The 22687-nt window shown below is 72.0% G+C and carries 21 protein-coding genes; 11 read left to right on the plus strand and 10 right to left on the minus strand.

Features of this window, described 5'->3' with window-relative positions:
* Window positions 1–313 precede the first annotated feature (313 nt).
* From SCAB_RS16790 to SCAB_RS16810, 5 genes are all read left to right on the plus strand, one after another.
* A complete protein-coding gene (locus SCAB_RS16790; protein ID WP_013001285.1) occupies window positions 314–3805 on the plus strand; it encodes a DNRLRE domain-containing protein in 3492 nt (1163 codons plus the stop codon).
* Window positions 3806–3978: 173 nt separating this feature from the next.
* Entirely contained in the window at window positions 3979–4404 is a 426-nt protein-coding gene (locus SCAB_RS16795) for a VOC family protein (protein WP_013001286.1), read from the plus strand.
* Between the two features lie 85 nt (window positions 4405–4489).
* Window positions 4490–4897 (plus strand): hypothetical protein, encoded by a 408-nt coding sequence (locus SCAB_RS16800; protein ID WP_013001287.1) that lies wholly within the window; start codon window positions 4490–4492, stop codon window positions 4895–4897.
* On the plus strand, window positions 4894–5412 hold the full coding sequence (locus tag SCAB_RS16805) for a thiol-disulfide oxidoreductase DCC family protein (RefSeq protein ID WP_013001288.1): 519 nt from the start codon (window positions 4894–4896) through the stop codon (window positions 5410–5412). The genes SCAB_RS16800 and SCAB_RS16805 overlap by 4 nt, the downstream gene beginning before the upstream one ends.
* Before the next feature lie 9 nt (window positions 5413–5421).
* Complete coding sequence (locus SCAB_RS16810) at window positions 5422–6228, plus strand: TetR family transcriptional regulator (RefSeq protein WP_013001289.1); 807 nt, start codon at window positions 5422–5424, stop codon at window positions 6226–6228.
* Between the two features lie 160 nt (window positions 6229–6388).
* Here SCAB_RS16810 and SCAB_RS16815 read toward each other — a convergent pair whose 3' ends face one another.
* The 4 genes from SCAB_RS16815 to SCAB_RS48490 form a co-directional block, all read right to left on the minus strand.
* A complete protein-coding gene (locus SCAB_RS16815) occupies window positions 6389–6781 on the minus strand; it encodes an ATP-binding protein (protein WP_037727218.1) in 393 nt (130 codons plus the stop codon).
* A gap of 116 nt (window positions 6782–6897) precedes the next feature.
* Entirely contained in the window at window positions 6898–8451 is a 1554-nt protein-coding gene (locus SCAB_RS16820) for an ABC transporter substrate-binding protein (RefSeq protein ID WP_037727216.1), read from the minus strand.
* A 193-nt stretch (window positions 8452–8644) separates the two neighbouring features.
* Window positions 8645–10045 (minus strand): metallophosphoesterase, encoded by a 1401-nt coding sequence (locus SCAB_RS16825; protein ID WP_037727654.1) that lies wholly within the window; start codon window positions 10043–10045, stop codon window positions 8645–8647.
* Between the two features lie 16 nt (window positions 10046–10061).
* Window positions 10062–10304: an SCO4848 family membrane protein gene (locus SCAB_RS48490; RefSeq protein ID WP_013001293.1), complete on the minus strand. Its 243-nt coding sequence runs from the start codon at window positions 10302–10304 to the stop codon at window positions 10062–10064.
* Window positions 10305–10431: 127 nt separating this feature from the next.
* On the opposite strand from SCAB_RS48490, the gene SCAB_RS16835 reads away from it, so the two are divergent.
* Complete coding sequence (locus tag SCAB_RS16835; RefSeq protein WP_037727214.1) at window positions 10432–11721, plus strand: D-alanyl-D-alanine carboxypeptidase family protein; 1290 nt, start codon at window positions 10432–10434, stop codon at window positions 11719–11721.
* 162 nt (window positions 11722–11883) lie between these two features.
* Here the strand turns inward: SCAB_RS16835 and SCAB_RS16840 are convergent, their stop codons facing one another.
* The 3 genes from SCAB_RS16840 to SCAB_RS16850 all read right to left on the minus strand — a co-directional run bounded on the left by SCAB_RS16840 (window position 11884) and on the right by SCAB_RS16850 (window position 14354).
* Window positions 11884–12753: a YihY/virulence factor BrkB family protein gene (locus SCAB_RS16840; RefSeq protein ID WP_013001295.1), complete on the minus strand. Its 870-nt coding sequence runs from the start codon at window positions 12751–12753 to the stop codon at window positions 11884–11886.
* Between the two features lie 124 nt (window positions 12754–12877).
* The gene (locus tag SCAB_RS16845) at window positions 12878–13819 is read right to left on the minus strand and encodes a decaprenyl-phosphate phosphoribosyltransferase (RefSeq protein WP_013001296.1); all 942 of its coding nucleotides are present in this window, start codon (window positions 13817–13819) and stop codon (window positions 12878–12880) included.
* Entirely contained in the window at window positions 13812–14354 is a 543-nt protein-coding gene (locus SCAB_RS16850; protein WP_013001297.1) for a phosphatase PAP2 family protein, read from the minus strand. The genes SCAB_RS16845 and SCAB_RS16850 overlap by 8 nt, the downstream gene beginning before the upstream one ends.
* A gap of 143 nt (window positions 14355–14497) precedes the next feature.
* On the opposite strand from SCAB_RS16850, the gene SCAB_RS16855 reads away from it, so the two are divergent.
* Together SCAB_RS16855 and SCAB_RS16860 are read left to right on the plus strand one after the other, a co-directional pair.
* A complete protein-coding gene (locus tag SCAB_RS16855) occupies window positions 14498–15985 on the plus strand; it encodes an FAD-binding oxidoreductase (RefSeq protein ID WP_013001298.1) in 1488 nt (495 codons plus the stop codon).
* A gap of 52 nt (window positions 15986–16037) precedes the next feature.
* Window positions 16038–16793, plus strand: a complete 756-nt coding sequence (locus SCAB_RS16860) for a decaprenylphospho-beta-D-erythro-pentofuranosid-2-ulose 2-reductase (protein WP_013001299.1) — start codon at window positions 16038–16040, stop codon at window positions 16791–16793.
* Window positions 16794–16834: 41 nt separating this feature from the next.
* Here SCAB_RS16860 and SCAB_RS16865 read toward each other — a convergent pair whose 3' ends face one another.
* Window positions 16835–17434 (minus strand): 2'-5' RNA ligase family protein, encoded by a 600-nt coding sequence (locus SCAB_RS16865; RefSeq protein WP_037727206.1) that lies wholly within the window; start codon window positions 17432–17434, stop codon window positions 16835–16837.
* Window positions 17435–17639: 205 nt separating this feature from the next.
* Entirely contained in the window at window positions 17640–18653 is a 1014-nt protein-coding gene (trpS, locus tag SCAB_RS16870; protein WP_013001301.1) for a tryptophan--tRNA ligase, read from the minus strand.
* Window positions 18654–18752: 99 nt separating this feature from the next.
* Here trpS and SCAB_RS16875 point away from each other — a divergent pair, with 99 nt between their 5' ends.
* From SCAB_RS16875 to SCAB_RS16885, 3 genes are all read left to right on the plus strand, one after another.
* The gene (locus SCAB_RS16875) at window positions 18753–19373 is read left to right on the plus strand and encodes an RNA polymerase sigma factor (RefSeq protein WP_078580125.1); all 621 of its coding nucleotides are present in this window, start codon (window positions 18753–18755) and stop codon (window positions 19371–19373) included.
* The gene (locus SCAB_RS16880) at window positions 19366–20271 is read left to right on the plus strand and encodes a hypothetical protein (RefSeq protein WP_013001303.1); all 906 of its coding nucleotides are present in this window, start codon (window positions 19366–19368) and stop codon (window positions 20269–20271) included. Before SCAB_RS16875 ends, SCAB_RS16880 begins: the two co-directional genes overlap by 8 nt.
* A gap of 193 nt (window positions 20272–20464) precedes the next feature.
* Window positions 20465–21199, plus strand: coding sequence for a hypothetical protein (locus SCAB_RS16885; RefSeq protein WP_013001304.1), 735 nt, complete (start codon window positions 20465–20467; stop codon window positions 21197–21199).
* A gap of 19 nt (window positions 21200–21218) precedes the next feature.
* On the opposite strand, the gene SCAB_RS16890 is transcribed toward SCAB_RS16885, so the two are convergent.
* Window positions 21219–22667, minus strand: coding sequence for a glycine hydroxymethyltransferase (locus SCAB_RS16890; RefSeq protein WP_013001305.1), 1449 nt, complete (start codon window positions 22665–22667; stop codon window positions 21219–21221).
* Window positions 22668–22687 lie beyond the last annotated feature (20 nt).

Raw genomic sequence — 22687 nt, forward strand, 5'->3', positions numbered from 1 at the left:
ATTTACCTGTGCTTTACCGGAAGCGGTGACTGGTCCGCGATCAAATACGCATTTCAGCACGGCCTTCCGCGAACGCCCACGAAATCAAGGCAGTTGACGGCCGGTCTGCAACCTTTCGCCCCAAGATGATGCACCCCGGGGGTAGTTGTCGAAGGCTGCTCACAACTCTCTTTACGGTTCCCCCCGTTGCCCGACTCATTCGGCCCTCGTATTTCGCGAAGCGTGACGGCAACGCTCTCGTGAGCCATCATCGGCTGGCCCGGCCGAGCCCTGTCCCGCGCCGGTTACACACGGGGGAAGGGGAACTCGCCCGATGACGCGCAAGGAGCGCGACGGGCGTCGCGTGCCCGGCGGACGGACCACCGCCGCCGTACTCACCGCGGCGCTCGCTGCCACCGGCATCACTTTCATCGGCCTCGGCCTGGACGAGCCGGGTTCGCACGACAGGTCGAGCGGCGACCGGAGGGCGAAGCCGGTCACGGACGCCGCCGCGCTCGCGCGCGCGGCGAGAACCGGGAAGCCCGTCGAGGTCACGGCGCTGCGTACGGCGCGGTCCACCACCTGGGCGCGGCCGGACGGCAGGATGGCCAAGAAGCTCTACTCCTCCCCGGTCCGGGCCAAGGTGGGCGGCGAGTGGAAGGACATCGACTACGACCTCCACCGCACGGGGAAGGGCTGGGAGCCGAAGGCCACCAACGCCAGGATGGTGTTCTCGGCCGGCTCCGGGGCGACCCGTGACAGGAAGCGTGACGACGAGCGGCGCGCCTCCCGGTCCGCCGCGCAGCGGGTCTCCCTGCTCAAGAGCCTCAGGACGGCCGCCGACGACGCGAGCACCCTCGTCACCCTCACCGTCGACGGCCACGACATCCACCTCACCTGGCCCGGCCCGGTCCCCGCCCCGATCGTGGACGGCTCGCGCGCCCTGTACCCGGAGATCTTCCCCGGTGCCGACCTGGTGCTGACGGCCGACGACGACGGCTTCGCGCAGCTGCTGGTCCTGAAGAACCGGCAGGCCGCGGCGGACCCGCGCGCCAAGCAGCTCACCTACGGCATCACCTCGCCGGACCTGTCGTTCCGGCTGAACCCGGTCACCGGCGTCCTCGCCGCCGAGGACGCCGACGGCGAAGAGGTCGCGCTGTCGCCGACGCCGCTGATGTGGGACAGCAGCGGCGCCCCGGCGGTCACCGACGGCTCGGTCGGCGCCTCCGCCCAGCCCACCGACGTGGAGAGCCCCGACCCCGTCGACTCGTCCACGCCCACGCCGGACGACGGCGCGAGCCCCACCGAGGAAGAACTCGTCGAGACGGACGAACAGGTCGACCCGGACCCCGAGGAGCTCCCGGTGCCCTCGGACGACGACCCCGCGCCCACTCCGTCGGACTCCCCGCCACCGTCCGCGCCCGCCGAGCCGACGCCCGAGCCCTCGCAGTCCGGCTCGGCGGCCACGCTCGGCCTGCCCGGTCTCGACGGCCCCTCCCCCGACTCCCGCGGCGAGTTGGTCGAGACCGACCTCTCCGGAGGGAACTGGCTCCTCACTCCCGACCAGGACTTCCTCCGCGATCCGGCCACCACGTACCCGGTCTTCGTCGACCCGTCGGTCAAGAAGCACGTCCAGAACTGGACCACCGCGTACAGCAGGCACCCCAACGCCACGTTCTACAACGGCAAGGGCTTCAACAAGGGCGGTACGCACGAGGCCCGGGTCGGCTTCGAGTCGGACACCTGGGGCACCTCGCGCTCCTACTTCAACATCGGCTTCGACAAGGACCTCAAGGGCACGAAGATCACGTCGGCGAAGCTGTACATGCTGGAGACGTACTCCTGGTCGTGCAGCGCCCGCTCGATGAGCGTGCATCTCACCGGCAAGGTCAGCGGGCGCACCAACTGGAGGAACGCGCCCAGGCTGCACGACGGAAACAAGATCACCAGCAAGAGTTTCGCGCACGGTTACAAGTCCGGTTGCCGGGACGCCTGGGAAGGCTTCAACGTCCGTGCGGCCGCCCAGAAGAAGGCCGACGAAGGCCGGGACACCATCACGTTCGGAATGCGCGCCCGGGACGAGAACTCGCAGTACGCGTGGAAGAAATTCCAGGCCAACGGGGAGAACCCGCCCGTGCTCGACCTGGTCTACAACCGCAAGCCCACCGCTCCCACCTCCCTCGACCTCGGCCCCGACGCCAAATGCACCACCACTCAGCCGTACGTCCGGATGGGATCGGGAAGTCTGACCTTCACCGCGAAGGCGTCCGACAAGGACAAGAATCTCGACTACTTCGACTTCGACCTGTGGCCGCACGGCAAATGGGCGAAGACGGGCGACCTTCTCGGCAAGACCGGCAAAGTGAACGCGCATGACGACGACAACGGCACCGCGCTGGAGACGACCGACGCGTTCCCCACCGGCAAACTGACCAACGGCACCCTCTACTCCTGGCGAGTGCGGGCCCGGGACGACGCGGGTTCGTACTCCCGGTTCTCCCCGGCCAAGACGCCGTGCCGCTTCGTCCTCGACACGGCCGCGCCGAAGTTGCCCAAGGTCGGTTCCACCGACTTCCCCAACGCCGACACCGACGAGAACGGCTTCGGCAGCGGAGCCAACGACTCGAAGTGGAGCACGAAGAAGTTCGGCACGGCGGGCACCTTCGGCGTGCGCGCCCTCAACACGGACGTCGTGCGGTACGAGTACGGCTTCAACTCGCCCAGCTACCCCTTCCACCTGGACCGGAAGGCCGGCACCGCGACCTCCGTCAGCGCCACCCTGACCAATGCCAAGCCGCCCACCGCCGGGCCCAACGTGCTGTACGTGCGGACCGTGGACGGCGCCGGCAACGTGTCACAGCCGGCCAAGTACTTCTTCTACGTCTCCCCGCGCGACCAGGCCGACTCGCCCGGCGACTTCACCGGGGACAAGCTCCCGGACCTGATGGCCGTCACCGAGGCCGGGAACCTGTCCCTCTACCCCTCCCAGGCCACCAACGACCTCGCCAAGGGCTCCGGTGACCTGGACTACTCGATGGCCGGCGCCTACCGGGCCAACCCCGACAAGGATCCGAACGGCGACGACCTGCCGCCGTACGTCGGCGCGCCCTCCGGGCACTTCAAGGGCGCTCTGATCACCCACAACGGGGACATCTACGGCGGTGACGGCCTCCAGGACCTGGTGGTGCGTGTCGGCGGCAGACTGTGGGTGTATCCCGGCGACGGCTACGGTGCCGTCGACATCGACAGGCGTGTGGAGATCCTGCTGCCCGAGGGGGCTCCCAGCCCGGCCTCGCTGACGCAGATCGTGTCCACGGGTGACGCCACCGGCGACGGCCGTACCGACTTCCTCGCCACCGCGGGCGACGAACTCTGGGCTCTCACCGGCTACCACGGGGCCACCATCGACCAGGCGATCCGTCTGTCGGGCTCCGCCTGGACCGAGCGCGACATCGTCACCGTCCTGGACATCACCGGCGACGGGGTGACGGACATGGTGTACCGCACGGACGAGCACGCCCAGCTGATGCTCCGCAAGGGCAAGGCGGCGAGCGGCGGCGGCACCGACCTGGACTCCTTGTCGTCCGGCGCCGACTCCTCCGGCGGTACCGATCTCGAGTACGGCTCCGCCGGCTGGTCCGTCGCCAACGTCCCGCTGCTCATCGGGACGCCGGACGCCAACGGGGACGGCGTCCCCGACATCTGGGCCGTGCGTGCGGACGGTTCGGTCCGCTTCTACGCCGGAGGCAAGACCGTCCTGTCCGGCTCGGGTACGGAGGTCATCGCGCCCGCGAGCTACTGGAAGACCCGGATCGCCATCGGCTGACCGGAACGAGCGCGGGAGTGGGGCCGGCCGTGGGACACCACGACCGGCCCCTTCCGCATGCCCCGCAGCCCGGCGTCCGCCGACCGTGCGGGCCCGTGCTGTCGCTCCCGCGGTCGTCAGGGCCGAGGCTCTAATCTGACGACATGTCAGACAAAGAGTCACATGGGTCATACATGTCGCACGAGTCGCGCGCGTCCCACGAGGCGTGCGGGCTGCTCGGGTTCGACAACGTCCTCCTCCCCGTCGGCGACCTCGGCCAGGCCGTCTCCTTCTACGAGCGGGCCGGCTTCGAGGTCGGGTTCCGGCTGGACGAGGCGGGGATCGCAGGGCTGAAGGTGGGCAAGGAGACGCCCGGGCTGCTGCTGCGGGTGGAGGAGGAGCTGCCGCAGCGGCCGCCCGTGTGGGCCTCCGCGCGGGTGTGGCTGGAGGTGCCCGATGCGCGGGCCGCCGCACGGGCTCTCACGGCGGCGGGGGTCCCGCCGCTCGACGCCCCGTTCTCCGTCGCCACCGGATGGACCGTCGAGTTCGCGGATCCCTGGGGGAACGTCATCGGACTCACGGACTACAGCAAGCGGCCGGAGCTGGCGCGCACCGGATGACCGCTTGAACGTGTTCAAAAAGAGGTCTAGAGTCTCCCCCAGGACGCTTTGAACGCGTTCAAGAATGTTGCTGAGGGGTGGGGACATGGATCTCACGGTCGTCGCGTATGTCGTCTATTCGCTGGTCAGCGTGGGGCTGACGGTGTGGGTCGCACGGACGTTGAGCAGGAACGGGCGGATCTTCCTCTCGGACGTCCTGCAGGGGAACGAGAAGCTCGCCGACGCGGTGAACCACCTGCTGGTGGTCGGGTTCTATCTCGTGAACCTGGGCTTCGTGGCGCTGTACCTGAACGCCGACGGCGCCATCACCAGTCCGCGCGAGGTGTTCGAGGCGGTGTCGGCGAAGCTCGGCGTGGTGCTGCTCGTGCTCGGGGCGCTGCACCTGGGGAACGTGTTCGTGCTGAACAGGTTCCGGCGGCGGGGCGTCATGGAGCGGGAGCAGCTGCCGCCGGTCCCGCCGCAGGGCTGGGTCGCTCCGACGGGGCACGCGTGAGCGCCGCGGCCGGGCCGGCCACCGTGGACCGGGGCGCCGAGCGCGTCCCGGTCCACGGGCTCACCGTGCTGTTCGACGCCGGGTGCGGGCTCTGCGCCTTTCTGCGGGAATGGCTGGGCAGACAGCGGCAGTTGGTTCCGCTGACGTTCGTGGCGGCGGGGTCCGAGGAGGCGCGGCGGCTGTTTCCGTCGCTCGACCACGGGGCGTCGCTGGAGGAGATCACGATCGTGGGGGACGGCGGGCAGGTGTACCGGGGGTCCGCCGCCTGGATCGTGTGCCTGTGGGCGCTGCGCGAGCACCGGCCGCTCGCGCACCGGCTGAGCAGCCCGGCGGGGGCCCGGCTGGCGCGCACCGCCGTCCTCGCCGCCGCGAAGTGGCGGGGCGCGCACCGGCAGCCCGGCTCGGGCTGCGGGAGCGGCGGGGCCGAGCTGACCGGGTGGGTGTACGACCGGCGGTACGGCTGGGTGTACCGGTCTCCCGGTGACTGTGACACCGGTACCTGCCCGACTCGTTAGGCTCTGCCCGTGCCCGCAGCGAACGACATCCCCAGCCCAGAGCCCATCGACGACCGGCTCGACGCGGAGCCCGGCGGCCCCGGGGGCGGCACGGAACAGTCCGGCCCCAAGGGCTCCGCGAAGTCCGAGCAGACCCGCGCGCTGATCCTGGAGACCGCGCTGCGGCTCTTCCAGGAGCGCGGGTACGACAAGACGACGATGCGGGCCATCGCGAAGGAGGCCGGGGTCTCCGTAGGGAACGCGTACTACTACTTCGCCGGCAAGGAACACCTGATCCAGGGGTTCTACGACCGGATCGGTGCCGAGCACCTGGTGGCGGTGCGGCCCGTGCTGGAGCGGGAGAAGGACCTGGAGGCGCGGATCGCCGGGGTGCTCACGGCGTGGCTGGACGTGGCGGAGCCGTACCACGAGTTCGCGGCGCAGTTCTTCAAGAACGCGGCCGATCCGCAGAGCCCGCTCAGCCCGTTCTCCCCCGAGTCGGAGGGGCCGCGCGAGGAGTCCATCGCCATCCACCGCGAGGTGCTGGCCGGGTCCAGGGCCAAGGTCCCGGACGAACTCCGGGAGATCCTGCCGGAGTTGATGTGGCTCTCCCTCATGGGGCTCGTCCTGTACTGGGTCTTCGACCGGAGCGAGGGGCGCGCCCGCAGCTACCGGCTCGCCGAGCGCGGCGCCCGGCTGACGACCCGGGGTGTCTCCCTGGCCCGGTTCCGCGCGCTGCGCCCCCTGGTCCGCGAGGTCCACGAGCTGTTCACGGACTTCCTGCCGGGCATGACGAAGGTACTGCCCGATCCGGGGGCGGCAGGGCGGAAGGACTGATCGGGATGGCTGGAAAGCGACGGTCACGCCGTCGTGGCGGACCGGGCAGCGACGGTCCCGCCGCCGTTCCGGGCCGGGAAGCGAAGGTCACGCCGCCGTGCCGGGCTGGGAGGCGACGGTCACGCCGTCGTGCCGGGGGGCGGACACGAGCGCGGCCCGGTCACCCCACCAGGGCCCAGACGGTCTTCCCGTGCCGCCCCCGGCTCCACACCCCCCACGCCGCCGCGATGTGATCCACCAGCCGCAGCCCCCGCCCCGTCTCGTCCCACTCCCCGACCTCCTGGAGCCGGGGCACGGCCGTCCCCTCGTCCGACACCTCGATGAAGCAGGACCCGTCCGCCAGGGCGGTCACCGCGACCTCGAACTCCCGCTCCAGCAGGGGGCCGTGGCGTACGACGTTGCTGGCGAGCTCGGAGGCGACCAGCACGATGTCGTCCAGGTCCGGGGAGCCTTCCCCGTGCCCCCAGTCGGTCAGGTGTTCCCGCACGCGCCGCCGGACGAGGCCCACGGACGCGGGATGGCGGGGCAGCCGGAAGGAGTGGCGTCTCAGCACGTTCGCTCCTCACCCCGAACCCGCCCCCGACACAGAAGATGCGCGGGTCGGGTGCGCCGTGTCACTCCCGCGCGCCCCAGGCCCACGAGATCACGTCACCTGTCACGCGGCGTCTGTCATATCCATTCCAGCCGCCACAGCCGGAAGACGCCGGTGTCGTCCGACAGATACTGCGCCCCGCCGACGTCCTCGCTGCTGAGCACGTACTCCTTGCGCTGCCACAGCGGGATCAGCGGAACGTCCTGGGCCACGACCTCCTGCAGTTCCTTGAAGTCGGCCACGGCCCGGCTGCGGTCCGCGTAGCGCTGGCTGTCCTTGACGAGGCGGTCGGCCTGCTCACTGCTGTACCCGTTGCTCAGTGAGTTGCCGGTGCCGACGAGCGGCCCGCCGAAGGTGTCGGGGTCGGGGTAGTCGGCGACCCAGCCCACCCCGTACGCGTCCAGCTTGCCCTCGGCGTACCGCTTCTGGAAGGCGGTCCACTCGTACGCCTTGGTCGTCACGTAGAACAGGCCGCTCGCCTCCAGCTGCTCCTTCAGTTCGGCGGCCTCGGCGGCGGCCGAGCCCCGGCCCTCGGCGTAGCCGTAGGTGAAGCGCACCGGCATGCTGACTCCCGCCTCGTCGAGGAGGCGGCGGGCACGCTGCGGATCGGGCTGGGGGTTGGCGTCGAAGAAAGAGGTGGTGTGCCCCGTGATACCGGCCGGGATGAGCGAGTAGAGCGGGTCGGTGGTGCCCTGGTAGACGTCGGCGACCAGCTTCTCGCGGTTGATCAGCGCGGCCATCGCCTGCCGTACCCGGCGGTCGTGCAGGGGTGAGTCGTCCCGCACGTCGAGCACGAGGTTGCGGGTCTCGGTGCTGTCGGCCTCGGTGACCCGCTGGTCGGGATCGCTGGGGGACAGCGCGGCGAGCGTCCGCGACGGCAGCGTGCGGGTGACGACGTCGACCCGTCGTGCCGTCCACGCCTTCTGCAGCGTGGCCGAGTTGGGGTAGTAGCGCATGAGGACGGGGCTGCCGGTGAGCGGGGCGACGCCCCGGTAAGCGCGGTTGGGGGTGAGGCGGGCCTGCTCGGCGCTGATCGAGACCAGGGAGTAGGGGCCGGTGCCGTCGACGCCGGCCTCGGTGCGCAGCCTGTTCGTCGGGTACTTGGTGCGGTCGACGATCGACCCGGCGCCGGTGGCCACCTTGAACGGGAAGGTGGCGTCCGGCGAGGAGAGGCGGAAGTCGACGGTCAGCCCGTTCGCGGTGACCGACCGCAGGGTGTCGAGCAGGGTGGCGGGGCCGACCTCCGCGTTGATGCGCTTGACCCGGTCGAAGGAGTACTTGACGTCCTTGCCGGTGACCTGGCGGCCGCTGGGGAACTTCAGGTCCGGGCGCAGGGTGCAGCGGTAGACGAGGAGGGCGTTGCCGACGAAGGCGCAGCTCCGCGCGGCGTCCGGCACCGGTATGGCGCCGCCCGGCTCGAAGGTCAGCAGCGACTGGAACACGTTGCTGTACATGGCCCAGGAGCCGGCGTCGTAGGCGCCGGCCGGGTCGAGCGAGGTGACCGTGTCGGTCGTGCCGACCGTGATCGTCCTGTTCTCGTCCAGCCCTGCCGGCAGCAGCTGCCAGCCACCGATCGCCGCGACCGCCAGCACCAGCAGCGACGCGAGAATCCTCAAGCGAACCGACCGCATCCGGCGCCCCTCCCAAGAACCCCACCCGGCCCACTGCGCACAGTGGTTTCGCGGTGGCGCGGATCACCTAACCACAGTCGGCTGTGTTGACGGAAGGCAGGTTTTGTTGAGTTGCGAAAGAACTCGGTAAGTGCAGCGCCCACGCGCGCCGAAAAGCCTTCCGAACAGGTACGGAAAGGCTCCTGACGCCCCGTCACGCCTGCTTCGACGCCAATTGCACCACCGTGATGTCCGACGGCGCCCCGACTCTGACCGGCGGCCCCCACGCGCCCGCGCCCCGGCTCACGTAGAGCTGGGTGTCGCCGTAGCGCTCCAGGCCGGCGAGCGTGGGATTGGCCGCCTGGGCGACGTACGTCATCGGCCACAGCTGCCCCCCGTGCGTGTGACCGGAGAGCTGCAGGTCGACCCCGTGGTCGACGGCGTCGTGGATCTGGACGGGCTGGTGCGCCATGAGCACGACGGCCCGCGAGGTGTCCCGGTCGCCGAGCGCCTTGGCGAAGTCCGGGCCCTGGCCCTCGTCCTCGCCCGCGATGTCGTTCACCCCGGCGAGATCGAGGTACGGCAGCTCGCGGCGGGCGTTCTCCAGCGGGGTGAGGCCCAGCCGGCGCACCTCCTCGACCCACTGTCCGGCCCCGGAGATGTACTCGTGGTTGCCCGTGACGAAGTAGCTGCCGTGCCGCGCCTTCAGTCCGGCGAGCGGTGCCGCGGCCGGGCCGAGGTCGGCCACGTCACCGTCGACCAGGTCGCCGACCACCGCGATCAGGTCGGGCTGGGTCGAGTTGATGGTGTCGACGATCTTCTGCGCGAAGCCCCGGCCCAGCATCGGCGAGAGGTGGATGTCGCTGACCACCGCGATCCGGAACCCGTGGGCCGCGCGCGGCAGTTTCGCCAGCGGTACGGTGACCCGCTTGAGCCTGGGGCCGCGGACGACCCCGTAGGTGCCGTAGCCGACCGTGCCGACGGCCGCCGCGGCGACGGCCCCGCCGACGACCCGGGAGACGAAGAGGCGGCGGGACGGGTCGGCAGCGGACGGGGCGACGGGCGGGGGCTCCGTCGCGGAGGGCGGCGTCGGCTGCCCGGGCTCGGCGGAGGCGGACTCGGCGGAGGCGGGCGTGGGCGCGGCGGGCGTGGCGTGCGCGTTGCCCGGGGGCGTGGCGGTCGTGGCGTGCGCGGTCGCGGTCTCCGGTGCCGCCGTGGGCTGCGCCCCCGCCGGCACCGGCTGGAACTCGGGCTCACGTTCCGCCGGCTCGGGCCGCGGCGCGGGCGCCGGAGCGCGCCGCGCCACCAGACGGCTCACCAGGGGCCGGAGCAGCTCCCCCGCCAGCAGGGCCAGCAGCAGGTACAGGGAGAGGGCGAGCCACATGAAGCCCGGCCAGGTCAGTGTCCGCTGCAGCCAGAAGGGGGCGTGCGCCCGCTCGGCCGCGAACCCCGCGAACATCAGCACCGGTCCGACGACGAACACCACCGTGCCCACCCGTCTGGCGAGGCCCGGCCCCCGGGTCGTGTCGCGCACCAGGCGGCGCCAGGCGTACCAGTGCAGGGCCCCGAAGGCGCTCAGCACCAGCAGGGCGACAAGGACGAAGACAATGATCATCACGTCGTACTCCCGGTCACGCGGTCCGGCGAAGGGCGCGCACGCCACGCAACCCGATGACCCCGATGGCCGTCCCAAGAGCAAAGGAGACGACGGCGAGCGTCAGATGCACCCAGAAGTACGCCGTCGGATCGCCCGCGTCGTCGAACGCGAGCCCGCTGCCGTCCTTCCACAGGTTCTTGATGAAAGTGATCCAGATGACCCAGCTCCACACCCCGAAGGCGAGCAGGAACCAGGAGAGGGGGCGGCTGAGCTTCATGCGTTCAGTATCGCCGCCGACCGCGGGGTCTTCGCGCCGGGGTGCGAGCCGGGGCGCGAGTCGGCGAGAACGAGCCACGGCGCGCTGCGGTGGGATTTACCGGTCGGAGCCATGTACTTTCTCGATCGTGCCCGCCTCCCAGAAGACCGCCAGGCGCCCCCTGCTGGTCACCTCAGCCACCCTGCTGTCCCTCTCCCTCTCCTCGCTGACACTGACGGCTGCCCCGGCCTTCGCGGCGAAGCCGTCCCCGAGTTCGAGCGCCTCGCCGTCCGCGACTCCCCCGGCGACCATGTCGACCGTCGGTGGCGAGCAGTTGGGCAGGCCGGGCACCCGGGCGGCCCTCGGCAGTGACGCGCCGGTGCTGCCCAAGGGCATCAGCGCCCGCTCCTGGATCGTCGCGGACGCCGAGTCGGGCGACGTGCTGGCCGCGCACAACGCGCACTGGCGGCTGGCCCCCGCGAGCACGCTGAAGATGCTGTTCGCGGACACGCTGCTGCCGAAGTTCAACAAGGACGACGAGCACAAGGTGCTCCCCGCCGACCTCGCGGGCATCGGCGCGGGCTCCAGCATGGTCGGGATAAAGGAGGACGAGAAGTACACCGTCCACGATCTGTGGCTCGGTGTCTTCCTTCGCTCCGGCAATGACGCGGTCCATGTCCTGTCGGCGATGAACGGCGGTGTGAAGCAGACCGTCGCCGACATGAACGAGCATGCCGAGGAGCTCCAGGCCCTCGACACGCACGCCGTCAGTCCCGACGGCTACGACGCCAAGGGGCAGGTCTCCTCGGCGTACGACCTGACCCTGTTCGCCAGGTCGGGGCTGCAGAAGAAGGACTTCCGGGAGTACTGCTCGACCGTGCGGGCGAAATTCCCGGGCGAGACGAAGAAGGGCAAGAACGGCAAGAAGAGCCGGTCGTCCTTCGAGATCCAGAACACCAACCGGCTGCTCACCGGGGACAGCGGGCTCGATTCCTACCAGGGCATCGCGGGTGTGAAGAACGGCAACACCACCAACGCGGGTGCCACGTTCACCGGGGTCGCCGAGCGGGACGGCCGGGTTCTCCTGGTCACCGTCATGCACCCGGAGAAGAACGAGCACAACCAGGTCTACAAGGAGACCGCGAGCCTCCTCGACTGGGGGTTCAAGGCCTCGGGCAAGGTGACACCGGTGGGGGAACTGGTGCCGCCCAAGAGCGCGGAGACCTCGGGTGGGAGTGCCGAGCCGACCGCCGGGCCCGGGACCACGGCCCCGACGTCCGCCTCCGGCGGTGCGGGCGGCAAGTCCGTGGCGGCGAGCGCCTCCGGCGGGGGCGGCGGCATCGGGGTCGCTCTCGGGATCACGGGCGGTGTGCTGGTGCTGGTGGCCGGTGCGGTGTTCCTGGTGAACCGGAAGTGGCCTCTGCGGGGGCGGAAGTAGAGCGGGCGGGACGCGGTACGCGGGCGCGGGTGCGCTGAGGACGAGTGCGCTGAGGACGGGCTCGGGGAAGGCACGCGCCCCCCGCTCCGGCGCATCCGGCGCATCCGGCGCATCCGGCGCATCCGGCGCCAGCGAACCCGCGCCCCACGCCCTCCGCGCCCCTCAGTCGGCCGGCTCCACCGCCTCCTCGCCGCTCTCCGCCGTCCAGGCCGCGCAGTACAGCAGGAGCTTGGTGGTGAAGTTGATCCAGAGCAGCAGGGCGATGGGGACGCCGAAGGCGCCGTACATGCTCTTCGAGGCGATGCCCTGCATATAGCCGCTGAGCAGCAGCTTCAGGAGTTCGAAGCCCACGGCTCCTATGAGGGCGGCCACGACGAGGCGGCGCCGGGGCGGGTGGACGCCGGGGAGCAGGGTGAGGACGTAGAGGAGGAGCAGGAAGTCGGCGAGGACGGCGACGGCGAACGCGGCGACCCGCAGGAGGATGCCGCCCCAGCCGTCGCGGTCGATGCCGAGCTCGTCGGCGAACCGCCCGACGGCCCAGGAGGCGGCGGTGGAGGCGGCCAGGGAGACGAGGACCGCGCCGCCGAGCCCGACCAGGACCCCCGTGTCCTTGGCCTTGGCGAGGACGGGGTTCTCGTCGGCGTCCGGCTTCTCCCAGACCGCGCGCAGACAGCCGCGCATCTCGCCGACCCAGCCGATGCCGGTGAACAGCAGCAGCGCGCCGGCGATGATCCCGACCGTGCCGGCGTTCTCGACAAGGCCGGCGATGTCGAGCTGGTCGGAGATGCCGGGCACCTGCTCGGCGAGCCGGTCCTCCAGGTCCTGCTGCCGGTCCTTGCCGAGGGTCGCCGCGGCGATGGCGGCGACCACGGTCAGCAGCGGGAAGAGCGCCAGGAAACTGATGAAGGTCATCGCGGCGGCCAGCCGGGTCCACTTCACCCGGTCCAGCCGCTCGTACGACCGCCACGCGTGCGTGGTCATCAGACGCTCCGCCAGAGGGCCCACCCCGGGAAGCTTTTTCAGCCAGTCCATGATCCGAACTCTGCCCCACTCGCCGCCGACCGATGCCGGGTACCCCCGTACCGGCCCGCTCAGCCGCTCCGGCCGCCCCTGCCCCCTGCGCCGTCGACGCGATCGCGGGGCAGAGGCGGTCGCGTCACCAGTCCGCCACCGCCAGGCCGTACATGGTGAGCCACGCCGCCGCGATGAGGGTGAGGGCGCGGTCGTGCAGGACGACGTCCTCGGGCTCACCGGCGGTGCCCCGGTCGGCGAAGACGGCGTAGCGCAGGACGGCCAGGACGAAGGCGACCATGGACAGCTGACGCCAGGGCAGGACGCCGGCGTTCGGGACGCCGCCCTCCTCCATGGCCCACAGGCAGTAGCCGAGCACGGCGACCCCGGCGGCCAACTGCCAGACGAAGCGCAGGTATCCGGCCGTGTACTCGGTGAGCAGCGCCCGGGTGGCGCCGGGCCGGTCGGCCATCTGCACGGCCTCCGAGTAGCGCTTGGCCGCGACCATGAACAGCGCGCCGAACCCGGTGGTGATCAGGAACCAGCGCGACAGCGGGATGCCCAGCGCCGGCCCGCCGGCCATCGCCCGCATCAGGAACCCGGTCGTGACGACCGCCAGATCGACGACCAGGACGTGCTTGAGGCTGAGGCAGTAGGCGAGTTGGAGGACGAGGTACGCGCTCAGCAGCGCACAGGTGTACGGAGAGCAGAGCCACGCGGCGGCCGGGGGCGCGAGGACGGCCAGGGCGCCGCCGACGGCGTACGCGACCGGTACGGGCACCTGTCCGGCGGCAACCGGGCGGTGGCGCTTGACCGGGTGCGCGCGGTCGGCCTCGGCGTCCCGCGCGTCGTTGATCAGGTACACGGCGGCGGCACAGGCCGTGAAGAGGACGAAGACGAGCGGGAGCCTGGTGAGCGCGCGCGGGGTGAACAGTTCCCCGGCGGCCGCGGGCGCGGCGACGACCAGGAGGTTCTTGATCCATTGGCGGGGGCGGGCCGTGCGCAGGAGACCGAGGGCGAGACCCGTCCTGGGAGGCAGCCGCCCGGGTGCCGTCCGCTGTTCGAGCAGCACGGTGCGCTCAGCCACGGCCGTGCACCACCCAGCGTGCGCCCAGTCGCGCGGTGAGCGCCCCGAGGGCCACGCCCGCCGCCACGTCCGACGGGTAGTGCACACCGGCCACCAGCCGGGAGAGGCACATCGCGGCGGCGAGCGGGGCCGCGGCGGCCAGCACGAGCCGGGCTCCCGGGGCCCCGTGGACGACGACGGCGACCGCCGCTGCCGCCGAACTGGCATGCGAGCTGGGGAAGGAGTGCCGTCCCGCCGTGCGGACCAGGGGCCGCACCCGCGCGGGGCGGGGCCGTCGCACGACTCTCTTGACCCCCATGCTGGCCAGGTGCGCCCCGGCGGTCAGCGCCGTGCCGCGCAGCCACACCCCGCGCCGCTCCCGGTCGACGGCGGCGCCCGCCAGCCCGCCCGCGAGCCAGAGCAGGCCGTGTTCCCCGGCCCGGGACAGTCCGCGCGTGGCGGCCGCGACGCGCGGGTCCGCGCCCCGGGCGTGCAGCCCGGAGAGCAACCGCCGGTCCAGGCCGCGCACGCCGTCGACGACGTCAACTTCATCCATGCGAGACCACTCTTCTAGGTGGCCGTCCCGGAGCTGCGGCAATCTAGAACGACATCCCATTAATCACCCATTTCGGTGAGGCGGCAGAGCGGCCCCGCCGACGCGCCCGGTTCCTCCGCGTACACGGCGATACGGTCGCGGGCATGCCAGCCGACGCCACCGGGGCCCCTCCGGCTCCCCCGCCCCCCAGCCCCGGCCGCACCGTCCCCGTCACCGGCTGGGGCCGCACCGCCCCGACCGTCGCCCGCCTGGTCCGCCCGCGTACGTACGAGGAGGCCGCAGCCGCCGTACGGGCGTGCGGGGCGCGCGGGGGGATCGCCCGGGGGCTGGGGCGGGCGTACGGGGACGCGGCGCAGAACGCGGGCGGGACCGTCCTCGACATGACCGGACTCGACCGGGTCCACGCCGTCGACGCGGACGGCGGCACGGTCCTGTGCGACGCGGGCGTCTCGCTGCACCGGCTGATGGAGGTGTTGCTCCCGCTGGGCTGGTTCGTGCCGGTGACCCCCGGGACCCGCCAGGTGACCGTCGGCGGCGCCATCGCGGCCGACATCCACGGCAAGAACCACCACGTCTCGGGGTCGTTCGCCCGGCACGTCCTGTCCCTGGAACTGCTGACGGCGGACGGGGGGATCCGCACGGCCGTCCCCGGCACCCCTCTCTTCGACGCCACGGCCGGCGGCATGGGCCTGACCGGCGTCATCCTGACCGCGACCGTACGGCTCCTGCCCGTCGAGACGTCCTGGATGTCCGTCGACACCGAACGCGCCCGCGACCTCGACGACCTCCTCTCCCGCCTGACCGCCGGCGACCACCGCCACCGCTACTCCGTGGCCTGGATCGACCTGCTCGCCCGGGGCGCCTCCACGGGGCGCGCGGTCCTCACCCGCGGCGACCACGCGCCCCTGGCGGCGCTGGAACAGCCGGGGCCGTGGTCCCCGCGCGCGCGTGCCGGACGGCTGTCGGCCCCGCGCGCGCGTACCGGATTCCTCCCCGGCGGGGGTGCCTTCCGGCCGGACGCGTCCACCGGTCCGCTGGAGTTCCGGCCCCGCCGGCTCCCGGCGGCCCCCGCCCATGTTCCGGACGGACTCCTCGGGCGTACGGCGGTGAGCCTGTTCAACGACCTCTGGTACCGCCGGGCCCCGCGCTCCCGCACCGGTGAACTCCAGCGCGTCTCCACCTTCTTCCACCCCCTCGACGGGGTCCCGCACTGGAACCGGCTCTACGGCAGGTCCGGCTTCGTGCAGTACCAGTTCGTCGTCGGACACGGCCAGGAGGAGGCCCTGCGCCGGATCGTGCGCCGGATCTCGGCGCGCCGCTGCTCCTCCTTCCTCGCCGTGCTGAAGCGGTTCGGCGAGGGCGACCCCGGCTGGCTGTCCTTCCCGATGCCCGGCTGGACCCTGGCCCTGGACATCCCGGCGGGCCTGCCCGGCCTCGGCACCTTCCTGGACACCCTCGACGAGGAGGTCGCGGCCGCCGGCGGCCGCGTCTACCTGGCCAAGGACGCCCGGCTGCGCCCCGAACTGCTGGCCGCCATGTACCCCCGGCTCCCCGAATTCCGCGCACTGCGCCGGGAGTTGGACCCGGACGGGGTCTTCGTCTCGGATCTGGCCCGCCGCCTGGGTCTGTGAGCGCCGAGGACGCCGTGGAACCCCCTGTCCCCCCACACACCCAGGAGCTGTCATGAAGGACGCCTTCGGCACCCCCCAGTCCCTGCTGATCCTCGGCGGCACGTCGGACATCGCGCTCGCCACGGCACGCCGGCTGATCGCCCGCCGCACCCGCACGGTGTGGCTGGCGGGACGCCCCTCCCCGGACCTGGAGAACGCGGCCGCCCACCTGCGGGGACTCGGCGCGCGGACGCACACCGTCACCTTCGACGCCCTCGACCCCGAGTCCCACGAGGCGGTCCTCGGTAAGGTCTTCGCCGAGGGCGACATCGACATGGTCCTCCTCGCCTTCGGCGTGCTCGGCGACCAGGCCGACGACGAACGCGACCCGGTGGCCGCCGCGCGGGTCGCCCAGACCAACTACACGGGCGCCGTCTCGTCCGCGCTGGTGTGCGGGCGGGCGCTCCAGGCGCAGGGCCACGGCTCCCTGGTCGTCCTGTCGTCCGTCGCCGCCGAGCGCCCCCGCCGCTCCAACTTCATCTACGGCTCCAGCAAGGCCGGCCTGGACACCTTCACCCAGGGCCTCGGCGACGCCCTGCACGGCACCGGCGCCCACGTCATGCTCGTGCGCCCCGGTTTCGTCCGTACGAGGATGACGGCGGGCCGTCCGGAGTCCCCCCTCGCGACGACACCGGAGGCGGTCGCCACCGCCATCGAACTCGGTCTGCGCCGACGCTCGGAAACGGTGTGGGTCCCGGGTTCGCTACGGGTGGTGATGGCGGCCCTGCGGCACCTGCCGAGGGCGGTGTTCCGCCGGCTGCCGCTGTAGACCCTGCCCGAGCCGAGCCTCCTCGGCCCCGGACTCGCGGGCTAGGAGCAGCCCTGCCCTCCGAGCGGCAGCGTCACCGAGTCCCCCACCGGCGCCCCCGCCTGCGAGGGCACGACGGACCCGCCGAACGTGAACTCCCGCAGCTTGCGCCAGACCCCGTCGGAGCCCTGCTCGTAGAGCGCGAAGCCGGTGCAGGGCCACTGCGCCTCGTATCCGGCGAGCTCCTCGAACGCCCGGTCCATCGCCTCCTCGGCGATGCCGTGCGCCACGGTGACGTGCGGGTGGTACGGGAAGTTCAGCTCGCGCGCCACCGGCCCCGAGGCGTCCCGGACCTGCTTCTGCAGCCAGGTGCAGGCTTCGGCTCCCTCGGCGATCCGCACGAAGACGACGGGCGACAGCGGCCGGAACGTCCCCGTGCCCGACAGTCGCATCGGGAAGGGCCGGCCGGCCGCCGCGACCTCGGTGAGATGCGTCTCGATCGCCGGCAGCCTGCCGGCCTCGACCTCGGTCGGCGGCAGCAGCGTGACATGCGTGGGGATGCCGTGAGCCGCGGCGTCGCCGAAGCCCGCGCGCAGCTGCTGGAGCTGGCTGCCGTGGGGCTCCGGGACCGCGATCGACACACCGATCGTTACGGTCCCCACGTCGTCTCCTGTCGTCGTGTCATGCGGGTGGTCGGGTTCCTGCGGGGCGCACTCCGTCGCACCGGCTATCGACTGTACGGCCACGGCGGTGTTCCGGGCAGGCGCAGCGGGAGTGATGTGCGGCGCTGTCGGTGGTGCGACGGGTGGTGCGGTCGGCGCTCGGGGCCGAGGTGGTGCGGCTCATGCTGAGCCTCAGTGCTGAGGCTCAGTGCTTGGCGGGCAGGAAGCCGACCCTGTCGTACGCCTGGGCGAGCGTCTCCGCGGCGACCGCGCGCGCCTTCTCGGCCCCCTTGGCCAGGATCGAGTCGAGCGTCTCCGGGTCGTCCAGATACTGCTGGGTGCGCTCCCGGAAGGGTGTCACGAACTCGACCATGACCTCGGCGAGGTCCGTCTTGAGCGCACCGTAGCCCTTCCCGGCGTACTTCTGCTCCAGTTCCGCGATACCCGCCCCGGTGAGGGTCGAGTAGATGCTGAGCAGGTTGCTGACGCCCGGCTTCTCGGCGGCGTCGTAGCGGATCACGGTGTCGGTGTCGGTGACCGCGCTCTTGACCTTCTTGGCGGTGGCCTTCGGGTCGTCGAGCAGGTTGATCAGCCCCTTGGGGGTCGACGCCGACTTGCTCATCTTGATCGCCGGGTCCTGAAGGTCGTAGATCTTCGCCGTCTCCTTCAGGATGTACGGCTTCGGGATCGTGAAGGTCTCGCCGAAGCGGCCGTTGAAGCGCTCGGCGAGGTCGCGGGTGAGCTCGATGTGCTGGCGCTGGTCCTCGCCGACCGGCACCTCGTTCGCCTGGTACAGCAGGATGTCCGCGACCTGGAGGATCGGGTACGTGAAGAGGCCGACGCTCGCGCGGTCGGCGCCCTGCTTGGCGGACTTGTCCTTGAACTGGGTCATGCGGGAGGCCTCACCGAAGCCGGTCAGGCAGTTCATGACCCAGGCGAGCTGGGCGTGCTCGGGCACGTGGCTCTGGACGAAGAGGGTGCAGCGCTCCGGGTCGAGGCCGGCGGCGAGCAGCTGCGCGACGGCGAGCCGGGTGTTGGCGCGCAGGTCCGCGGGGTCCTGGGCGATGGTGATCGCGTGCAGGTCGACGACCATGTAGAACGCGTCGTGGGACTCCTGCAGGGCCACCCACTGGCGCACGGCGCCGAGGTAGTTGCCGAGGTGGAACGAGCCGGCGGTGGGCTGGATCCCGGAGAGCACGCGGAGTCGGTCAGAGGCCATGTGCCCATTCTCTCAGGTGTCGGGGGGCGTTCCGGAACCGACCGGAAACAGATGTGACACGGGTGGGAACCGATCCGGTCCGGGCGGTGTACCCATGATGTGAGAACGCGGGAGGGGGGCCGCATCGTCGATGAGGCCGCGGTGATCGCACGCGTACGCGCCGGGGAGCCGGAGGCGTATGCGGAGCTGGTGCGCGCCCATACGGGCATCGCGCTGCGGGCGGCCCGGGCGCTCGGTGCCGGTGCGGACGCGGAGGACGTGGTGCAGCAGGCGTTCTTCAAGGCGTACTGCTCACTGGGCCGCTTCCGGGACGGCTCCGCGTTCCGGCCGTGGCTGCTGTCGATCGTGGCCAATGAGACGAGGAACACAGTGCGGACAGCGGGGCGCCAGCGGTCCCTGGCCGACCGCGAGGCGACGTACGCCGAGGCCGAGCCGCTGATACCGGCCTCGGCCGATCCGGCGGTGGCCGCGCTGGCGATAGAGCGCCGCATGGCACTGCTGGGCGCCCTGGAGCAGCTGAGCGAGGAACACCGGCTGGTCGTCACCTACCGCTATCTGCTGGAGATGGACGAGCCGGAGACGGCGGCGGCCCTCGGCTGGCCCCGGGGCACGGTGAAGTCCCGTCTGAGCCGGGCGCTGCGCAGGCTGGGCCGTCTGCTGCCGGAGTTCGAGCCGGGCGAGGCCCTGGGCAAGGCGGGAGGGGGTGGGGGACATGGGTGAGCCGGACCGGCCGTCCCGGAGCGAGGACCGGGAGCGTGGGGGCGGTGGCGCGGAGAGCGGCGGTGGCGTGCGGCGTGGCGGTGGCGCGGACGGTGAGGGGCGTGACGTCCGGCTGCCCGAGGAGTTGCGGGCGCTCGGCAGGGCGCTGGACCGGCCGGGGGCCGACGGGGACGAGACCATGGTCGAGCGGGTGCTGCGGCAGATACTCGCCGAGCAGGTGCCGGCACCGGTGGTCGAGCCGCCGGGCGCCGGTGAGCGGCTGCGGGCGGTGCGGCGGTGGGCCGGGGCACGCCGACGCGCGCTGACGGCCGCGCTGTGCGGGCTGCTCACCGTGCTCGTCCTCACCCCTCCGGTGCGGGCGGCGGTGGGTGACTGGTTCGGCTTCGGCGGGGTCGAGGTGCGGTACGACCCGTCGTCGACGCCCGCACCGGGGGCGGGGCCGCCGGGCTGCCCCGATCCGGTCACGCTCGCCGAGGCAGGGCGGCGGGCGGGGTTCGCCCCGCTGGTGCCGGGTGCGCTGGGCGACCCGGACGCGGTGTCCGTGACGCGTGCGCCGAAGGGCCGCTTCGTGATCAGCCTCTGCTGGGAGGAGCGGGGCAGCACCGTCCGGCTCGACGAGTACGCGGCCCGGCTGGCACCGGAGTACGGCAAGACCGTGGCGGGCGAGCGGGCCGTCGAGTGGGTCCGGCTGGGCCAGGGCTCCTACGACGCCCTGTGGTTCCCGGACCCCCACCTCCTGCGCTTCTGGATGACCTCCGAGGACGGCTCCCGCTTCACCCGTTCCGAGCGCACGGCGGGTCCCACCCTGCTGTGGGTGCACGGCGACGCGTACACGCTGCGGCTGGAGGGCGTGGCGTCCAAGGACCGGGCGCGGGAGATAGCGGAGTCGCTGGACTGATCGGCTTCGACGGGGATGAAACCGCGATACGTCGAGGCTGGACCCCGCGATCCCGTCGGGGCCGGCCCCGCGATCCCGTCGGAGCCGGACCGATCCGTCACGTCGGCATGGGAACCCCGGCGGTTCGAGCGGTGTACCAGGAGTGACACCGCGTGTGCGGACGGACCGCACCGGGATCGATCGGGGGTGTCGGATGCATGGACTGCGACGGCTGACGGCGGCGGGCGCGTTACTGACCGCTCTGGCCCTGCTCCTGCTGGGGGCGCCGCCCGCGGAGGCGGGCGGACCGTCCAGCGTGCTGCTGGTCTCACCGGCCAGTCAGCGGACGGCTTCGCTGTACGAGACGGAGAAGCGGTACGACCTTCTGGAGCGGCTTCTCGCCCCGGTCGGCTCGGCACTCGACGGAAGCCGGGAGAAGGCTCCGGACTGGGGGCCGGAGGACACCTGGGGAGATCAGGTCGGCGACATGGTCACCGTGATGTGGCTGAGCCATGAAAGGCCCTGGCGGGTGGACCGGCTGTATCTGTCGACTCCCGACACCAAGGACGTCTGGATCCACACGGACGTGGAGACGACACAGGACACCGCCGCGTCGGGCGACGGTGTCTGGCACAAGGCGAAGAAGTCGGAGGAGCTGCGGGCGCTGCTGCGAGGTTTCGGGGTCCTGCGCGAGACCCCGGGCGGCGCGGGCCGGGGCACGAACTCGGCCGAGGAGCTGATCGGGGTCGGGTCCGACCCCGACGAGAAGGTCACCGGTGCACGGGCCGCGGCGGACGCACCCGAGCCGGCCGCGCAGGCCCGCTGGGCGATATCCGCCCTCGTCCTGGGACTGGTCCTCGGCTCCGGGGGCGCCACGCTCCTGCTGCGCCGCGCGGCGGCCCGGCACGGGTCCGGACCACCGCGGCGTCAGGAGCTGCTGGACGCCTGACCGTTCACGCGGCAGGGGGTCAGCCGAGGTCGATCTCCGGGTACAGCGGGAAGCCGGCGACGAGGTCGGTGGCGCGGCGGGAGATCTCGTCGGCGACCTTCGCGTCGAGGACGTGCTGGGCCTTGGAGGGGGCGCCCGACTTGGTGGTGCCCGGCTCCGTGGTGGTCAGGACACGGTCGATGAGGCCGGCGACCTCGTCCATCTCGGCGGTGCCCAGACCACGCGTGGTCAGCGCGGGCGTGCCGATGCGGATGCCGGAGGTGTACCAGGCGCCGTTCGGGTCGGCCGGGATGGCGTTGCGGTTGGTGACGATGCCGGAGTCGAGCAGCGCGGCCTCGGCCTGGCGGCCGGTGAGACCGTAGGAGGTGGTGACGTCGATCAGGTTGAGGTGGTTGTCGGTGCCGCCGGTGACCAGGGTGGCGCCTCGGCGCGTCAGGCCCTCGGCGAGGGCGCGGGCGTTGTCGACGATGCGCTGGGCGTAGTCCTGGAAGGCGGGCCGGCGGGCCTCGGCGAGGGCGACGGCCTTGGCGGCCATGACGTGCGGGAGGGGGCCGCCGAGGACCATCGGGCAGCCGCGGTCGACCTGGTCCTTGAGGGAGTCGTCGCACAGGACCATGCCGCCGCGCGGGCCGCGCAGCGACTTGTGGGTGGTCGTGGTGACGATCTGGGCGTGCGGGACCGGATCGAAGTCGCCGGTGAGGACCTTGCCGGCGACGAGGCCCGCGAAGTGCGCCATGTCCACCATCAGCGTGGCGCCGACCTCGTCGGCGATCTCGCGCATGATCCGGAAGTTCACGAGACGGGGGTAGGCGGAGTAGCCGGCGACGATGATCATCGGCTTGAAGTCACGGGCGGAGGCGCGCAGGGCCTCGTAGTCGATGAGGCCCGTGGCGGGGTCGGTGCCGTAGGAGCGCTGGTCGAACATCTTGCCGGAGATGTTGGGGCGGAAGCCGTGGGTGAGGTGGCCGCCGGCGTCCAGGGACATACCGAGCATGCGCTGGTTGCCGAAGGCCTGGCGGAGTTCGGCCCAGTCGGCCTCGGAGAGGTCGTTGACCTGGCGGGCGCCGGTCTTCTCCAGGAAGGGGGCCTCGACACGGTCGGCGAGGACGGCCCAGAAGGCCACGAGGTTGGCGTCGATGCCGGAGTGCGGCTGGACGTAGGCGTGGCGGGCGCCGAAGAGTTCCCTGGCGTGCTCGGCGGCGAGGGACTCGACGGTGTCGACGTTGCGGCAGCCGGCGTAGAAGCGGCGGCCGACGGTGCCCTCGGCGTACTTGTCGCTGAACCAGTTGCCCATGGCCAGGAGGGTGGCCGGGGAGGCGTAGTTCTCGGAGGCGATCAGCTTGAGCATCTCGCGCTGGTCGCCGACCTCCTGGCCGATGGCGTCGGCCACGCGCGGCTCGACGGCGCGGATCACGTCGAGGGCGGCACGGAAGGCGGTGGATTCGTGGGAGAGGGGCTCGGACGACATGGGGACCTCCGGACGTTGCG

Source organism: Streptomyces scabiei 87.22 (genome assembly GCF_000091305.1).
Classification (GTDB): Bacteria; Actinomycetota; Actinomycetes; order Streptomycetales; family Streptomycetaceae; genus Streptomyces; species Streptomyces scabiei.

Coding starts and splice junctions, on each gene's coding strand:
- SCAB_RS16790 (WP_013001285.1), top strand. CDS start 314: ATGACGCGCAAGGAGCGCGACGGGCGTCGCGTGCCCGGCGGACGGACC.
- SCAB_RS16795 (WP_013001286.1), top strand. CDS start 3,979: ATGTCGCACGAGTCGCGCGCGTCCCACGAGGCGTGCGGGCTGCTCGGG.
- SCAB_RS16800 (WP_013001287.1), top strand. CDS start 4,490: ATGGATCTCACGGTCGTCGCGTATGTCGTCTATTCGCTGGTCAGCGTG.
- SCAB_RS16820 (WP_037727216.1), bottom strand. CDS start 8,451: ATGCGGTCGGTTCGCTTGAGGATTCTCGCGTCGCTGCTGGTGCTGGCG.
- SCAB_RS16825 (WP_037727654.1), bottom strand. CDS start 10,045: ATGATCATTGTCTTCGTCCTTGTCGCCCTGCTGGTGCTGAGCGCCTTC.
- SCAB_RS48490 (WP_013001293.1), bottom strand. CDS start 10,304: ATGAAGCTCAGCCGCCCCCTCTCCTGGTTCCTGCTCGCCTTCGGGGTG.
- SCAB_RS16840 (WP_013001295.1), bottom strand. CDS start 12,753: ATGGACTGGCTGAAAAAGCTTCCCGGGGTGGGCCCTCTGGCGGAGCGT.
- SCAB_RS16850 (WP_013001297.1), bottom strand. CDS start 14,354: ATGGATGAAGTTGACGTCGTCGACGGCGTGCGCGGCCTGGACCGGCGG.
- SCAB_RS16855 (WP_013001298.1), top strand. CDS start 14,498: ATGCCAGCCGACGCCACCGGGGCCCCTCCGGCTCCCCCGCCCCCCAGC.
- SCAB_RS16860 (WP_013001299.1), top strand. CDS start 16,038: ATGAAGGACGCCTTCGGCACCCCCCAGTCCCTGCTGATCCTCGGCGGC.
- trpS (WP_013001301.1), bottom strand. CDS start 18,653: ATGGCCTCTGACCGACTCCGCGTGCTCTCCGGGATCCAGCCCACCGCC.
- SCAB_RS16880 (WP_013001303.1), top strand. CDS start 19,366: ATGGGTGAGCCGGACCGGCCGTCCCGGAGCGAGGACCGGGAGCGTGGG.
- SCAB_RS16885 (WP_013001304.1), top strand. CDS start 20,465: ATGCATGGACTGCGACGGCTGACGGCGGCGGGCGCGTTACTGACCGCT.
- SCAB_RS16890 (WP_013001305.1), bottom strand. CDS start 22,667: ATGTCGTCCGAGCCCCTCTCCCACGAATCCACCGCCTTCCGTGCCGCC.